We start from the raw sequence: 14,965 nt of genomic DNA on the forward strand, positions 1-14,965 counted from the left end.
TTGTGTCAACCCCGGGTTTTGGCTAAACTGCCGCCACACCGACAGAGTTTTTCGAGATGACGAGAAAGAAATCACCGACTCGGCCCGAAGCGGCCAAAACGGGAAAAGGCTCGGGATCGAGCAAGGCTTACCAACTGCTGCGCAGCCGCATCGTTTCGCTGGAAATGCCGCCGGGGGAAGACATCGACGAGCAGATGCTGGTGGAGGAACTGGGGATTTCGCGCACGCCGCTGCGCGAGGCGATGATCCGCCTCGCCGCGGAAGGCCTGATATCGCTGCTTCCCAATCGCGGCGCGCGCGTCGCCTCGATGGACATTCCGCAGCTCCAGGAGCACCTGGAAACGTTCGAGCTGAACCAGCGGGCGGTCACGCGCCTGGCGGCGATGCGGCGCACCAAGGCCGACCTGGCGCGGATCGAAGCGCTGGTCGCCGCCTTCGAGGACGCGCATGCCAGGAACGACGTCGACGGGATGGTCGACGGCAACTGGGAACTGCACCTGGCCATCGGCAATGCCTGCGGCAATCGCGTGCTGGCGAAAATCTACGCCAATCTCCTGACCGAGAGCCTGCGCGTCGCCCGCCTGGCGATGAGCTACGAGACCTTTCCCAGCGAGGAAGCCAGGCAGGCGCACCTGAACAACATCCTGCGCGAGCACCGGGAAATACTCGCAGCGATCGCGGCACAGGATGCCGACCGCGCCGAAGCGCTCGCCTGCTCGCACACGGGCCTGGCCCGCAAGCGCGTCACGGATTTCATCTCGCAGAGCGCGATCAGCACGGTGTCGATCAGCCCGCGCGCGGCGCCCGCGGCACTGGAAGGAGTAGCGACCGATGTGTGAGGTTTGCGCGGTGTTCGGCGTCGGCCAGCACTGGAGCGACGCGGCGGATCCCATGGGGGTGGGCGGCGTCGCCGCGGGCATACTGGAAAACCGCGCGGAGCGCGCCAAGCGGCTGCGCCTGATCAACCGGATACTGCACCCGGCCGGCCTGACGGCCGGCGACTGGGACGGCGAGTCCTATTGCGTCGAGGACGCGCAAGGACGCAGCAAGGTGGCGCCCGACCTGTCGGCCTTGTGGCGCATCGCGGAACAGATGGGCCATGCCCGCATCGATCCGCTCGAAACCGATTTTCTTCCGACCTCGCCATGGCCCGACTCGTACCGCGCCTCGAACTGAACGTCGTCACCGGCTTCCTTGGAAGCGGCAAGACCACCCTGCTCAAGCGCTACCTGCGGCAGCAGCCCGCGGACGCCGTGCTGGTCATCATCAATGAATTCGGCCGCGAATCCATCGACGACCGCATCGCCCTGCATCTGAACTCGGAAATCGAGGCCATCGCCGACGGCTGCCTGTGCTGTACCGTGCTCGAACGGTTGCGGGAGGCGCTGCTGAACGTCCTGACGCGGCGGGCCCGGGGAGAGCTGCCGCGGCTCGAACGCATCATCGTCGAAACGAGCGGGCTCGCGGATCCCGCTCCCATCCTGGGCACCATCCTCTCCGACGAAAACCTCGACGAATACATCCGCGTCGGCCCCTGCGTCGCCACCTTCGACGCGCTGGAAGGCCTGCACACCCTCGGCAGATTCACGGAGGCGGCGACCCAGTTGGCGGCGGCGGACCGCGTCATCGTCACCAAGAGCGACCTGGCCGACAGCGCCAGCCTGGCGTCGCTGACCGCGGCGGTCCGGTCCGTCAACCCGGCCTGCGAATTGACGCTGAACGACGTTCCCGGGGCGATCTTCGCGCCCGTCGCGAACACCCTGGCCGATACCGGCAGGCTGCCGGGCCCCGATGCTACCCCTGGCGCTGGCCGGGCAGCCCCGCCGCACACGCACACCAACGCCGTCCAGACCTTTTCCACGGTGCTCGACCGTTCCGTCGATTGGGCGACGTTCTCGGTGTGGCTCACCGCCCTGCTCAACCGCCACGGCGATCGCATCCTGCGATTCAAATCCATCCTGGACGTGCGCGCGGCGGGCAAGCTCGTCGTCCAGGGCGTGCGGCATCGCGTCTACCCGCCGTCCCACCTCCCGCCGGCGGAGGACCAGGACAATGTTTCGCGGCTGGTCTTCATCACCCGGGGGATGGACGAGCGAAAAATCCTCGATTCGCTCGCCCGCGTGACGAAGGCGGCCTCCCCGCTGGGCAATATCTTCCCGGACCGGTAAAGCCCGGCGATCGCCAAGACGCCACCCGATAAAAGGGCGAAGCGGCTGAATTGCGAAAGCTTGGTGAAGATTCAGCCCGGGAGCGTGAAAGCAGGCGAATAGTGCGGATACATTACCGCCGTTATTGCTCCTTGCTTGCTACCAGTCCTTGCCGCACTCCGGTCCACGTCGCGTTACGCGCGCGCCGAGGCGGCGCGAAATCCGGGCAGGCTTGAGGACATAAGGACAGGCTTAAGTTTTCGAGCAAGCCCGCCGTTAATCGCTATGTAGAACCAGTTGGCCAGGCGCTTCGGGGAAAGCCGCCACGCCAGCCTCCGGCTGCGCAGACCGTCCATGCGGGAGGACGGCGAGCGGCCGCCAACCCGACACCGGAGCCTTTCATCATGACGTCGATCTCGTCGCTCACCAGCTCGCTGGCCACCTACACGCAGTTCAACTCGAAGACGGCGCAGTCGTCCGGCCAGGCCAACGGCGCCGACGCCACCGATGCCGCCGGCAGCGCGGCGGGCGCCTCGGCCGCGTCCGGCAGCCAGAAGGCCGGCGGCGCGGGCGCGATGGGCGGCGCCGCTTCCTCGTCGTCGTCCTCCAGCGATTCCAGCGCCGAACAGCAGCAACTGGAAAAACTGCAAGAGCAATTGCGCCAGGTCCAGCAGCAGATCCAGCGCCTGCAGGCCAGCAATGTGTCGGATGACGTGAAGACCGCGCAACTGCAGTCGCTGAATTCCGAAGCCATGCAGTTGCAAGGCCAGATCACGCAGCTCCAGCAGCAGATCGCGCAGGAAGCCAGCGGATCGATCACCGCCTGAGGCAGGATGGGCGGCGCGCCAGACGCTGTCGCCGATTTCTCGGTACCATCCTGGTTGTCGCTAATCCTGATCCCCGCCGGGGCGCGCGTCCTGCCGCCCCGCCCCACCGACCCATGACTACCGAAATCTGGCTGATCCGCCACGGCGAAACCACCTGGAACCGCGCCCGCCGCCTGCAAGGCTGGAAGGACATTCCGCTCAATGAGGAAGGCGTGAGCCAGGCCGCGAAGCTGGCGCGGCGCCTGACGCGCGATGCGCAGGCCGGCCCCTTCGAAGCCATCTACAGCAGCGACCTGCAACGCGCGCACGACACCGCCCAGGCGGCCGCCGACCTGCTGCAACTGCGCGTGCGCCCGGAACCCGGGCTGCGCGAGCGCTGCTACGGCGTGCTGGAAGGCCTGGCGATGGACGAACTCGAACAGCACCAGCCGGAAGCGGCGGCGGTGTGGCGCAGCCGCGAACCCGATCGCCAGCTCGAAGGCGGCGAAAGCCTGCGCCAGTTCCGCGACCGCGTCGTGACGACCATGGAAGACGTCGTCACGCGCCATCCCGCGGCGCGCGTGCTGCTGTTCGCCCACGGCGGCGTGCTCGACATCGCCTGGCGCCATGCCCACGGCATCCCCTTGACCCACCCGCGCGACGCCGTGCTGCTCAACACCGCCGTCAACCGCCTGAGCTACACCGACGGCCGCTGGCACGTCATGGGCTGGGGCGACATCAGCCATATCAAGGCCGCGGGCGACGACATCGTCTGAGCCGCTTGCCCCGGACGCCATCGTCCGGGCCACACGGCCCTGCTTGCCCGCGTCCTGCTTGCCCGCGCCCTACTCGCCCCGGCGCGGCTTGCGCGGCGCGTTGCGCGCCAGGCGGTCGTACAGCGCATTCGGCAACACGCGCATCAGGCGCGCGACGATGCCCATCTGCCAGGGAATCACGGTATAGGAAACGCCCCGCGCGATGGCGTCCGCCGCGCGGCGCGCGAACTCGTCCGCTTCCAGCAGGAAGGGCATGCGGTACGGGTTGTGGGCGGTCATCTCGGTGCGGACATAGCCCGGCGCGATGGTGACCACGCGGATGCCGTCCGCCGCCACCTCGTTGCGCAGGCTCTCGCAATAGGCGGTCACCGCGGCTTTCGAGGCGCTGTAGGCGCCGCCGCCGGGCAGGCCACGCACGCCGGCGACGCTGGAGATCCCCACCAGCGTGCCGCCGCCGGCCTCGCGCATGGCGCCGGTGAAAGGCTCGAACGTGGCCACCATGGCCATCACGTTGGTCTGCATGACCGCCTCGAACGCCTCGTAGTCTTCCGGATGATCGGTCAACGTACCCACGCTGATGCCCGCGCTGGCGATGACGATATCGACCCGCCCGCCGCTGCGCGCGATGAAATCATGCGCGGCCGCGTGCAGGGCGGCACGGTCGCGCACGTCCACGCCGTAGCAGGCATGCGCGCCGGGATTGGGCAGGCTGTCGGCCAGCGCGCGCAGGCGCTCCCCGCGCCGGCCCAGCAGCCCCAGCGTGGCGCCCTGCCGGCCATAGTGCCCGGCCAGCGCGTGGCCCAGTCCGCTGGTGGCCCCGGTGATGAATACGTGTTGCGGCATATGCATGGCCTCCCTTGCCCGCGTTTGAATGAATGCGCCGGACGGCGAAGGGTCCCGCGCGGTCCTTCGTGGCGCCGGTGAAACGAAAAGGCCAGGCGCGCGGCCTGGCCTCGAGCGGAGGGCGGGACGATTGCCGCCCCCTCGCCATCACAAGAAGATCCAGGCCAGGATGCCCAGCACCACCGCCCATTTCATGACGTAGTACAGCGGCTTGTTCTTCTTCTTCACCGCCTTGCCGAAGCGCCGCACGGCATACACCGAGCCGAAGATGCGGTTGATGCCGCCGGTGCGGTCGCCTTCCTGGTTGGGCGAGGACGCCGCGCGCAGCAGCAGGCCGCCCAGGAAGTGATTGACCGCCTGGGCCCAGCGGTAGCGCATCGGCCGCTCGATATCGGCGAACAGGATGATGCGGTTCACGTCGGTCTTGTTCTCGGCATAGTGGATGAAGGTCTCGTCGAACATCACCGCTTCGCCGTCACGCCAGTAGTACGACTGGCCATCCACATCGATATAACAGGCCGGGTCGTTGGGCGTGATCAGGCCCATGTGATAACGCAGCGAGCCCGCATAGGGGTCGCGATGCCGCGGCAGGCGGCTGCCCGGCGGCAGCGCCGCGAACATGGCGGCCTTCACCGTGGGGATGTCGGCCAGCAGCCGCGTCGTCACCGGACAGAGCGCGGTCGCCGACGGATGGTCGGTGCCGTACCACTTCAGGTAGAAACGCTTCCAGCCGCTCTTGAAGAAGGAATTGAAGCCGGCGTCGTTGTACTTGTCGGAAACCTTGATGTGCCCGGCCGAAAACAGTTGCTCGGCCTCGGCGCGGATTTCCTCCCAGCGTTCCTGCAGCACTTTCAGCTCCGGAAACTCCGAGAGCGGCAGGTAGGGCTGGTTGGGCACGCGCGAAAACGCGTACATGAAGACGTTGATGGGCGAGGTGAAGGTGGAGTGATCCAGCGCCTGGCGCGCGAAGGCGTGCCGGACACGACCCCGATAGTGCACGATGAAGGCACATACCACGAACAACGCGAGTATCCACCATTTCATGATCGACTCCTGGCGGTATCCAACCGCGCTAATGAACAGAGCGGCTCCGCGCCGCCCTTGCCGCGGACCGGCGATGCGGCCCGCACCCGGCGGCGAGCCGCATGGCGGCTCGCCGTCGAGGTTTCCCTTACGTCACAGCTTACGCCGTCTTGGTCAGCGACGCATGCAGTTCCTGCAAGGGATAGACCTGCAGCCCGTGCCCCTGGCGCAGGTATTGCAGGCCTTCCACCGCCGCGCGCGCGCCGGCGATCGTGGTGTAGAACGTCACCCGCGCCGCCAGCGACTGCGTGCGGATGGTGCGCGAATCGGCGATGGCGTTGCGGCGCTCTTCCACCGTGTTGATGACCAGCGAGATTTCGCCGTTCTTCAGCATGTCGACCACGTGCGGACGGCCTTCCGTCACCTTGGCCACCACTTGCACCGGAATGCCGGCGGCCTCGATTTCGGTGGCGGTGCCGCGCGTGGCCACCAGCTTGAAGCCCAGGGCGTGCAGGCCGCGCGCCACTTCGACCGCGCGGGGCTTGTCCTGGTTCTTCACGCTGATGAAGGCGGTGCCGGAATCCGGCAGGCGCACGCCGGCGGCCAGTTGCGACTTGACGAAGGCTTCGCCGAAGCTGGTGCCCACGCCCATGACCTCGCCGGTGGACTTCATTTCCGGGCCGAGGATGGTATCGACGCCGGGGAACTTGACGAAGGGGAACACCGCTTCCTTCACCGAGAAGTACGGCGGCACCACTTCCTTGGTCACGCCCTGGTCGGCCAGGGTGCGGCCGGCCATGGCGCGCGCGGCGATCTTGGCCAGTTGCAGGCCGGTAGCCTTGGACACGTAGGGCACGGTGCGCGACGCGCGCGGGTTGACTTCCAGCACGTAGACGTCGCCGCCCTGGATGGCGAACTGCACGTTCATCAGGCCGCTGACGTTCAGCGCCTTGGCCATCATGCCGGTCTGGCGCTTGATCTCGGCGATGACCTCGGCCGACAGGGAATACGGCGGCAGGCTGCAGGCGGAATCGCCCGAGTGCACGCCGGCCTGTTCGATGTGCTCCATCACGCCGCCGATGAAGACGGTCTGGCCGTCGGCCAGGCAGTCCACGTCGACTTCCGTGGCGTCGTTCAGGAAGCGGTCCAGCAGCACGGGCGAGTCGTTGCTCACCTTCACCGCTTCGCGCATATAGCGTTCGAGGTCCTGCTGCTCATGGACGATTTCCATGGCGCGGCCGCCCAGCACGTAGCTGGGACGCACCACCAGCGGATAGCCGATGTCGGTGGCGTGGGCCAGGGCCTCGGCTTCCGTGCGCGCGGTGCGGTTGGGCGGCTGGCGCAGGCCCAGCTTGTTGAGCAGCTTCTGGAAGCGCTCGCGGTCCTCGGCGACGTCGATCGATTCCGGGCTGGTGCCGATGATGGGCACGCCATTGGCTTCCAGGGCGCGCGCCAGCTTCAGCGGGGTCTGGCCGCCGTACTGCACGATCATGCCGACCGGGTTTTCCTTGTGCACGATCTCCAGCACGTCTTCCAGCGTCAGCGGCTCGAAGTACAGGCGGTCGGAGGTGTCGTAGTCGGTCGAGACGGTCTCGGGATTGCAGTTGACCATGATGGTCTCGTAGCCGTCTTCCCGCAGCGCCAGCGCGGCGTGCACGCAGCAGTAGTCGAACTCGATGCCCTGGCCGATGCGGTTGGGACCGCCGCCCAGCACGATGATCTTCTTGCGGTCCGTCGGCGCGGCCTCGCACTCTTCCTCGTAGGTCGAGTACATATAGGCCGTGCGCGTGGCGAACTCGGCGGCGCAGGTGTCGACGCGCTTGTAGACCGGACGCACGTTGAGCTGGTGGCGCAGGCGGCGCACTTCCATTTCCGACGTGTCCAGCAGGAAAGCCAGGCGGCGGTCGGAGAAACCGCGGCGCTTGAGCTGCCACAGCGTGTCGTAGTCGAGGTCGGCCAGGGTCTTCTGCTCCAGGGCCAGCTCGATGTCGACGATTTCCTTGATCTGCGCCAGGAACCACGGGTCGATGTGGGTCAGCGCATGCACTTCGTCCAGGGTGAAGCCCTGGGCGAAGGCGTCGCCCACGTACCAGATGCGTTCCGGACCGGGCTCGCCCAGCTCGGCCTGCAGCTTTTCGCGGTCGGTGGTCTTCTGGTTCAGGCCGTCCACGCCCACTTCCAGGCCACGCAGGGCCTTCTGGAAGGATTCCTGGAAGGTGCGGCCGATGGCCATCACTTCGCCCACCGACTTCATCTGGGTGGTCAGGCGGGCGTCGGCGGTGGGGAATTTCTCGAAGGCGAAACGCGGCACCTTGGTGACCACGTAGTCGATGGTCGGCTCGAACGAGGCCGGCGTCGCGCCGCCGGTGATTTCGTTCTTCAGTTCGTCCAGCGTATAGCCGACCGCCAGGCGCGCCGCGACCTTGGCGATGGGGAAGCCGGTGGCCTTGGAGGCCAGCGCCGACGAGCGCGACACGCGCGGGTTCATTTCGATGACGATCATGCGGCCGTTGGCCGGGTTGACCGCGAACTGCACGTTGGAGCCGCCGGTATCGACGCCGATCTCGCGCAGCACCGCGATGGAGGCGTCGCGCATGATCTGGTATTCCTTGTCCGTCAGCGTCTGCGCCGGCGCCACGGTGATGGAGTCGCCAGTGTGCACGCCCATGGGATCGAGGTTCTCGATCGAGCAGACGATGATGCAGTTGTCGGCGCGGTCGCGCACGACTTCCATCTCGAACTCTTTCCAGCCCAGCAGCGATTCTTCGATCAGCAGCTCGCTGGTCGGCGAGGCTTCCAGGCCGCGCCGGCAGATGGTTTCGAATTCCTCGGCGTTGTAGGCGATGCCGCCGCCCGAACCGCCCATGGTGAAGCTGGGACGGATCACCGCCGGGAAGCCGGAGGTGCCGACCTCGGCCGCGATGCGGCGCTGCACTTCCCAGGCCTCTTCCATCGAGTGGGCGACGCCGGACTTGGCCGATTCCAGGCCGATGTCGGTCATGGCCTGCTTGAACTTCTGGCGGTCCTCGGCCTTCTCGATGGCCTGCTCGTTGGCGCCGATCAGTTCGACCTTGTAGCGCTCCAGCACGCCGTGATGGGCCAGGTCCAGGGCGCAGTTCAGCGCGGTCTGGCCGCCCATGGTGGGCAGCAGCGCATCGGGACGCTCGCGTTCGATGATCTTCTCGACCGCTTGCCAGGTGATGGGCTCGATGTAGGTGACGTCGGCCGTTTCCGGGTCGGTCATGATGGTGGCGGGGTTGCTGTTCACCAGGATGGTGCGGTAACCCTCGGCCTTCAGGGCCTTGCACGCCTGCGCGCCGGAATAGTCGAATTCGCAGGCCTGGCCGATGATGATGGGGCCGGCCCCGATGATGAGGATGCTTTTAATGTCTGTACGCTTGGGCATGGTGCAATCTTTACGCGGTCTTAACTTGGCCGGCCATCTGGCTGATGAACTTGTCGAACAGCACGATGATGTCGTGCGGCCCCGGGCTGGCTTCCGGGTGGCCCTGGAAGCAGAAGGCGGGACGATCGGTCAGTTCGAAGCCTTGCAGCGTGCCGTCGAACAGCGACACATGGGTCACGCGGGTATTGCCGGGCAGGCTGGCCGCGTCCACCTCGAAACCGTGGTTCTGGCTGGTGATGTAGACGCGCTTGCTCTGCACGTCCTGCACCGGGTGGTTGGCGCCATGGTGGCCGGTCTTCATCTTGAGCGTCTTGCCGCCCACGGCCAGGCCGAGGATCTGGTGTCCCAGGCAGATGCCGAACACCGGCAGCTTGCGCTCCAGGAAGGCGCGGGTGGCCTGGATGGCGTAGTCGCAGGGCTCGGGGTCGCCGGGGCCGTTGGCCAGGAACAGGCCGTCCGGCTTGAGCTTGAGCACGTCCTCGGCGGGCGTCTGCGCCGGCACCAGCGTGACGCGGCAGCCGCGGTCCGCCAGCAGGCGCAGAATGTTCAGCTTGACGCCGAAGTCATAGGCGACGACGTGGTATTTGCCGGTGTCCGGCTTGCCGAAGCCCTGGCCCAGGGCCCAGGTGCCGTCGGTCCATTCGAGCGGCTTGTCGATGCTGACCACCTTGGCCAGGTCCTGGCCGGACATGCCGGGGAAGCCGCGCGCCAGTTCGATGGCGCGGTCGGTATCGTCGCCGACCAGGATGCAGCCGCCCTGGGCGCCCTTTTCGCGCAGGATGCGGGTCAGCTTGCGGGTATCGATGCCGGCGATGGCGACGATGCCCTGAGCCTTCAGGTAGTCGGGCAGCGAGCTGGTGGCGCGGAAATTGGACACGCGGGCGGGACAGTCGCGCACGATCAGGCCGGACGCGAACACCTTGCGCGCCTCGACGTCCTCGCCGTTCACGCCGGTGTTGCCGATGTGCGGATAGGTGAGCGTGACCAACTGGCCGTTATAGCTGGGATCGGTAAGGATTTCCTGGTAGCCGGTCATGGACGTGTTGAACACGACCTCGGCGACGGTATGGCCGGGCGCGCCAATTGAAATTCCACGAAAAATGGTACCGTCCGCCAGAGCCAAGATTGCGGGAGAAGAACGATGAGTTCCCTCGGGAAAAAGTTGCGGCAGCACAGTAAACCCCGGTTTCAGAATCAGTAATCAAACCTTGGAATTATACCTTGAAAGCCCGTTTTCCCCGGAAAGCCGCGCCAATCAAGGCCGGGCGGCCCGTTTTCGAGGGCCGGCCGGCGCCTCCCGCCCACCGCCGCGCGGTGCTACGCTAGACGACGTTCTCCCCGCAACACGACAACCGATCCGACAACCGATCGCCGAGACTCTTTCATGACCAGCCAACTCGACTCCCTGCGCCAGCACACTACCGTGGTGGCGGATACCGGCGACTTCGAGGCCATGCGCGCCTACCGGCCGACCGACGCCACGACCAATCCCTCGCTGATCCTGAAGGCGGTGCAGAAAGACGCCTACCGCCCCCTGCTGGAGCGCACCGTGCGCGACCACCGGGACCTGCCCACGGAACAGATCCTCGACCGCCTGCTGGTGGCCTTCGGCACCGAAATCCTGAAGATCGTCCCGGGCCGGGTCTCCACCGAGGTGGACGCCCGCCTGTCCTTCGACACCCGCGGGACGGTGGAAAGGGCGCGCGGCCTGATCGCGCTGTACGAAGCCGCCGGCATCCCGCGCGAACGCGTCCTGGTGAAGATCGCCTCGACCTGGGAAGGCATCCAGGCGGCGCGCGTCATGCAGGAGGAAGGGGTCAACTGCAATATGACACTGCTGTTCTCGCTGCCGCAGGCGGTGGCCTGCGCCGACGCCGGCGCCAAGCTGATCTCGCCCTTCGTCGGGCGCATCTACGACTGGTACAAGAAGGCGGCGGGCGCGGACTGGAACGAAGCCGGGCGCGCCGGCGCCGACGACCCGGGCGTGCAGTCGGTGACCCGCATCTACGAGTACTACAAGGCCCACGGCATCCCGACCGAAATCATGGGGGCGAGCTTCCGCAACGTCGGCCAGATCCTCGCCCTGGCCGGCTGCGACCTGCTGACCATCAGCCCGGAACTGCTGACGACGCTGTCGGAGACGCAAGGCGACGTGCCGGTGCGCCTGAAGGCCGGCGCCGGCGGCGCCGCGCCGGAACGCCTGGACGCCAGCGAGATCCCTTTCCGCACCCTGCTCAACGACGACGCCATGGCCACGGAAAAACTCGCCGAAGGCATCCGCGCCTTCGCGGCGGACGCGGTCAAGCTGGACAAGCTGATCGAGGCGGCGAAGAAGTAGCAGCGGAGCAATAGCAGCGATGCAATAGCGTCCGGCGGGGGAGGCCCCGCCAGCGCCGGCCTGCGCGCCGGGTTCGGCCGGCCGCTTGGAGGCCGCTTGGAGGCCGCTTGGAGGCCGCGGAAAAAGGCGACGGAAAAAGCCGGCGCCCGGCCCCCCCTTCCCTTGCCTCGCCGCCTTCCGGCCCCGATAATTCGGTTCCGTCCATCGCCTGCCATTTCCATGGGCAAACCGCCACTGCATTTCATCCTCGGCGCCTGCCTCGCCGTGTCTTTGATCGCCGGCCACGCTGCCCCCGCGCCCAAGGACACGGAAACCAGCCAGTACGCGAAAACGGAGATCTGGCTGCAGCGCAGCCGGGACGACTACGTCGTCAAGGCGTCCTACTATCTCGTGCCCGCTCCGCCCGGCCAGGTGAAGAACGCGCTGGCCAAGGCGCTGGCCGCCACGGGATCGGGATCCTATGCCTGGAAGGACGACAGCGCGCCGCTCTGGAGCATGGACGCCACGTGGATCGACGTCTCGCGCCAGGCCCACCCCGACGTGAACCGGGCGCTCGAAGCACTGGCCGCCGGCGCGGTCCGGGACACGCTGCGGCAGGCCCTGGCGGCGGGCGTCGTCACCCCGGAAGAAAACGCCGCCTATGAAAAGGCGGCGCGGATGAGAACGCGCTTCGGCCGGGAAGAGATCCAGGCGGTCCCCTTCTTCGCGCAGCGCATCGAACGATGGACGTTCGACCGCGCGCGGCGCCCCCTGATCGGCGCCGACTACGAAGACGGCGGCGGCCTCATGGATGTCTCGGCGATGCTGGGCGGCGCCCCGATGACGCTGGTCTGGTTCGACGGCGTGCGCACCACCGAACATCGCGCCCTCAAGCTCACCTCGTGCATGACGGGCGTCACGTGCTTCCCCGACCCGCACATCGAGCGCTGGAAGACCGCCACGCCGCACATCGACGCGGCCACCGACCGGGCCATCCACACGGCCGTGGCGGGGCTCGGAGCCTTGCCCGCGGCGGCGGCGGATGCCCGCATGACTCCCTTCCTGCGCCTGGTCCCGCCCGAACCGGCCGGACGGACGGTCGAGGCGGCGTCCGCTCCCGTGGAGACCCTGGCGGCTTATGACCTGCCGGCCGATGAAACCGACGTGCATCGCTATGACGACAACACCTGGCGGCTGGTCGGCCTGAAGGGCGGCGACGTCATGGTCGCCGGCGCGCGCTCCCGGCGCTATGCGCTGCGGGACGGCGCGATCCGGACGCAGGATGTCGGCGCGCGCTTCGGCGAGGACGGCATCCGCGCGCAAGCGGACGGCGCGATCCGGGGAGTACGCAGCGACGGCGCCCAGGCCCGCCTGATCGTCTGGTCGCCCAAGGACGACGACGTACGGTCCACGCCCTTGCCCATGCTCCAGGACCGGTCCGCGCAGGACTGGGCCCCGCAGCCCTCCGGCATGGCGGCGATACGGACCGAGAACGCGATATACCTGGTCGACCCGCGCACGCAGGCCGTCCGGACCGTCTCCTGGGACGAGCGGCTGCGCGCCAAGGTCAGCGACAGCCTCGACGATGCCCTGCCCTGGGCCGGCACGCAGGCGATACGCTTCAACGACGGCCTGCTGTGGCGCGCGGATCGCGGCGCCTATGGCATTTCCCCCGCCACCGGAAAGGCCGTGGCAAGCTTCGCGACGGACACGCCCAAGCTGTTCTTCGGCAGCCGGGACGGGGATTGGGCCATCGCCCGGCTGGACCGCGGCAGCGGGGACGCGCGCTACCGCATCGTTTCGCCCCGAACAGGACAAGTCCGCTTCGACCTGAAGGCCGCGCAGCCCGTCGCGCCCGCCAGCGTGGCCCGCAGCGCGCATGGCCGGCTGCTCGCCATCAGCAGCGACGTCGCGGGCGGGCCGTCCACCGCCGTGGTCGACATGCAAAACGGCAAGGTGGTGGCGACGCTGGCGACGCCCGGCGCCTATCGCGTCAAGGCCGCGGCTTTTTCATGGCAGGGCACGCGGCTCTGGCTCTATCTGGAGAGCGCGGACATGCGGACCAGGAAACTGGCACGCTGGGACGTTCCCCAGCCCTATGCCGACGCCGCCGACGGCCGCGCCGTGCCCGACCAGATGCGCTGCCTGCTGGTGCGCGGGGAAAACTGCGGTAATTACTGAACAGCGGCGGGGGATCGGGCGATCCCGCGATCGGGTGCGTGGACGATCGGGAGGGCCGAATCGGCCGCGCCGTCCTGGCCGCGCGCCCCTGAAGGCGCCCGGCCTGCCGGTTCAGTGCTGCTCGTCGTGCGTGTGCACCTGCAAGGCTTCCAGGAAGCGCGAGACCATGTTGTAGGCCGCCACCGTGGCGGTCAGCTCGACCGTGTGGCGCTGGCCCAGTTCGGCCAGGACCGCGTCGAAGACGGCTTGCGGCACCTGGACCTGGCGCGTCATGGCGTCGGCATAGGCCAGCACCGCGCGCATGCGCGCGTCGAACAGCGGCGAATCCTGCCAGCGGTCCAAGGCGTCGAGCTGGGCCTGGGTAATGCCCTCTTTCAGCGCGATCGGCGCGTGCTGGTCGGCTTCGTAGGGCGCGCCGTTCAGGCCGGCGACCCGCATGATGACCAGTTCGCGCACGTCCCCGGGCAAGCTGCTCAACTGCCGTATCGACGTCAGGTAGGTCAGCCAGCCATTCGCCACCGGGGGGCTGTGCAGCAGCATTTGATACAGCAGCAGCACGCTGCCGCGCTCGGCGACGATGCGTTCGACCAGGGGCTTGGCTTCTTCGTTGTCCAGATCGGCGTACGGCAGGCGGGCCATGAGGCGTCCTATGTCCTATGCGAAGGGATCAGAGTTTTTCGGTTTCGCCGGCGCGCGGCTGCCACTTCATCAGCCGCTTTTCGGCCAGCGTGACCAGGCCGTCCAGCACCAGCGCGAAGACCGTCAGCACCACGATGCCGGCGAACACGGTATTCACGTCCAGCGTGCCTTCCGCCTGCAGGATCAGGTAGCCGACGCCGCTGGCCGAGCCCAAATACTCGCCCACCACCGCGCCGACGAAGGCCAGGCCCACCGAGGTGTGCAGGCTGGAGAACACCCAGCTCGTGGCCGACGGCAGGTAGACGTGGCGCAGCAACTGGCGGCGATCCGCGCCCAGCATGCGGGCGTTGTCCAGCAGCGTCGTGCTGACCTCGCGCACGCCCTGGTAGACGTTGAAGAAGACGATGAAGAACACCAGCGTGACCGCCAGCGCCACCTTGGACCAGATGCCCAGGCCGAACCACATGCCGAAGATGGGCGCCAGGATGACGCGCGGCATGGAGTTGGCGGCCTTGATGTAGGGATCCAGCACCAGGCTGGAGCCGCGCGACAGCCCCAGCCACAGGCCGCAGCCCAGGCCGGTGACGGTGCCGATGACGAAGGCCAGGACGGTCTCGGACAGCGTTACCCACAGGTGCTGGTAGACGTCGGCGTCGGTGACGAACCAGGCCCAGACGCGCTGCGCGACCTTGATGGGCTCGCCGAAGAAGAACGCCACGTTCTGGCTGCGCGAGGCCAGATGCCAGGCCACCAGGATGATAATCAGCAATGACAACTGCCAGGCGCGCAGCGTCTTGGAACCGGGTTTGATCATATTGGACATAGGG

General features: G+C 67.5%; 13 protein-coding genes. 7 read left to right on the forward strand and 6 right to left on the reverse strand.

Translation table 11 applies throughout. The features are described 5' to 3' along the window. Positions 1-56 precede the first annotated feature (56 nt). The 5 genes from CAL29_RS22960 to CAL29_RS22980 all read left to right on the forward strand — a co-directional run bounded on the left by CAL29_RS22960 (position 57) and on the right by CAL29_RS22980 (position 3,729). Positions 57-839, forward strand: coding sequence for a GntR family transcriptional regulator (locus tag CAL29_RS22960; protein ID WP_094855285.1), 783 nt, complete (start codon positions 57-59; stop codon positions 837-839). Next, the gene (locus tag CAL29_RS22965) at positions 832-1,176 is read left to right on the forward strand and encodes a hypothetical protein (RefSeq protein WP_143277727.1); all 345 of its coding nucleotides are present in this window, start codon (positions 832-834) and stop codon (positions 1,174-1,176) included. The genes CAL29_RS22960 and CAL29_RS22965 overlap by 8 nt, the downstream gene beginning before the upstream one ends. Next, a complete protein-coding gene (locus CAL29_RS22970; protein WP_094855287.1) occupies positions 1,146-2,168 on the forward strand; it encodes a CobW family GTP-binding protein in 1,023 nt (340 codons plus the stop codon). The genes CAL29_RS22965 and CAL29_RS22970 overlap by 31 nt, the downstream gene beginning before the upstream one ends. Before the next feature lie 383 nt (positions 2,169-2,551). Then, positions 2,552-2,974 (forward strand): hypothetical protein, encoded by a 423-nt coding sequence (locus CAL29_RS22975; RefSeq protein ID WP_094855288.1) that lies wholly within the window; start codon positions 2,552-2,554, stop codon positions 2,972-2,974. A gap of 113 nt (positions 2,975-3,087) precedes the next feature. Then, positions 3,088-3,729 (forward strand): histidine phosphatase family protein, encoded by a 642-nt coding sequence (locus tag CAL29_RS22980; RefSeq protein ID WP_094855289.1) that lies wholly within the window; start codon positions 3,088-3,090, stop codon positions 3,727-3,729. 69 nt (positions 3,730-3,798) lie between these two features. Here the strand turns inward: CAL29_RS22980 and CAL29_RS22985 are convergent, their stop codons facing one another. The 4 genes from CAL29_RS22985 to carA all read right to left on the reverse strand — a co-directional run bounded on the left by CAL29_RS22985 (position 3,799) and on the right by carA (position 10,175). Next, a complete protein-coding gene (locus CAL29_RS22985; protein ID WP_094856848.1) occupies positions 3,799-4,572 on the reverse strand; it encodes an SDR family oxidoreductase in 774 nt (257 codons plus the stop codon). 147 nt (positions 4,573-4,719) lie between these two features. Next, entirely contained in the window at positions 4,720-5,616 is an 897-nt protein-coding gene (gene lpxO / locus CAL29_RS22990; protein ID WP_094855290.1) for a lipid A hydroxylase LpxO, read from the reverse strand. Between the two features lie 139 nt (positions 5,617-5,755). Beyond that, on the reverse strand, positions 5,756-9,001 hold the full coding sequence (gene carB / locus CAL29_RS22995; RefSeq protein ID WP_094855291.1) for a carbamoyl-phosphate synthase large subunit: 3,246 nt from the start codon (positions 8,999-9,001) through the stop codon (positions 5,756-5,758). A gap of 10 nt (positions 9,002-9,011) precedes the next feature. Next, on the reverse strand, positions 9,012-10,175 hold the full coding sequence (carA, locus tag CAL29_RS23000) for a glutamine-hydrolyzing carbamoyl-phosphate synthase small subunit (protein ID WP_179284146.1): 1,164 nt from the start codon (positions 10,173-10,175) through the stop codon (positions 9,012-9,014). 210 nt (positions 10,176-10,385) lie between these two features. Here carA and tal point away from each other — a divergent pair, with 210 nt between their 5' ends. Together tal and CAL29_RS23010 are read left to right on the forward strand one after the other, a co-directional pair. After that, positions 10,386-11,339 (forward strand): transaldolase, encoded by a 954-nt coding sequence (gene tal, locus CAL29_RS23005; RefSeq protein WP_094855292.1) that lies wholly within the window; start codon positions 10,386-10,388, stop codon positions 11,337-11,339. Between the two features lie 219 nt (positions 11,340-11,558). After that, positions 11,559-13,499, forward strand: a complete 1,941-nt coding sequence (locus tag CAL29_RS23010; protein WP_094855293.1) for a hypothetical protein — start codon at positions 11,559-11,561, stop codon at positions 13,497-13,499. A 111-nt stretch (positions 13,500-13,610) separates the two neighbouring features. Here the strand turns inward: CAL29_RS23010 and CAL29_RS23015 are convergent, their stop codons facing one another. Together CAL29_RS23015 and CAL29_RS23020 are read right to left on the reverse strand one after the other, a co-directional pair. Continuing rightward, a complete protein-coding gene (locus CAL29_RS23015) occupies positions 13,611-14,138 on the reverse strand; it encodes a carboxymuconolactone decarboxylase family protein (RefSeq protein ID WP_094855294.1) in 528 nt (175 codons plus the stop codon). A gap of 28 nt (positions 14,139-14,166) precedes the next feature. Continuing rightward, complete coding sequence (locus CAL29_RS23020; protein ID WP_094855295.1) at positions 14,167-14,961, reverse strand: ABC transporter permease; 795 nt, start codon at positions 14,959-14,961, stop codon at positions 14,167-14,169. Positions 14,962-14,965 lie beyond the last annotated feature (4 nt).

Origin of the sequence: Bordetella genomosp. 10, from assembly GCF_002261225.1 — a bacterium.
Taxonomy (GTDB): Bacteria; Pseudomonadota; Gammaproteobacteria; order Burkholderiales; family Burkholderiaceae_B; genus Bordetella_C.

Excerpts from the sequence above, each read along its gene's own strand:
- CAL29_RS22960 (WP_094855285.1), top strand. The coding sequence starts at position 57 with ATGACGAGAAAGAAATCACCGACTCGGCCCGAAGCGGCCAAAACGGGA.
- lpxO (WP_094855290.1), bottom strand. The coding sequence starts at position 5,616 with ATGAAATGGTGGATACTCGCGTTGTTCGTGGTATGTGCCTTCATCGTG.
- CAL29_RS22980 (WP_094855289.1), top strand. The coding sequence starts at position 3,088 with ATGACTACCGAAATCTGGCTGATCCGCCACGGCGAAACCACCTGGAAC.
- CAL29_RS22975 (WP_094855288.1), top strand. The coding sequence starts at position 2,552 with ATGACGTCGATCTCGTCGCTCACCAGCTCGCTGGCCACCTACACGCAG.
- CAL29_RS23015 (WP_094855294.1), bottom strand. The coding sequence starts at position 14,138 with ATGGCCCGCCTGCCGTACGCCGATCTGGACAACGAAGAAGCCAAGCCC.
- CAL29_RS22985 (WP_094856848.1), bottom strand. The coding sequence starts at position 4,572 with ATGCCGCAACACGTATTCATCACCGGGGCCACCAGCGGACTGGGCCAC.
- CAL29_RS22970 (WP_094855287.1), top strand. The coding sequence starts at position 1,146 with ATGGCCCGACTCGTACCGCGCCTCGAACTGAACGTCGTCACCGGCTTC.
- CAL29_RS22965 (WP_143277727.1), top strand. The coding sequence starts at position 832 with ATGTGTGAGGTTTGCGCGGTGTTCGGCGTCGGCCAGCACTGGAGCGAC.
- CAL29_RS23020 (WP_094855295.1), bottom strand. The coding sequence starts at position 14,961 with ATGTCCAATATGATCAAACCCGGTTCCAAGACGCTGCGCGCCTGGCAG.
- tal (WP_094855292.1), top strand. The coding sequence starts at position 10,386 with ATGACCAGCCAACTCGACTCCCTGCGCCAGCACACTACCGTGGTGGCG.
- CAL29_RS23010 (WP_094855293.1), top strand. The coding sequence starts at position 11,559 with ATGGGCAAACCGCCACTGCATTTCATCCTCGGCGCCTGCCTCGCCGTG.
- carB (WP_094855291.1), bottom strand. The coding sequence starts at position 9,001 with ATGCCCAAGCGTACAGACATTAAAAGCATCCTCATCATCGGGGCCGGC.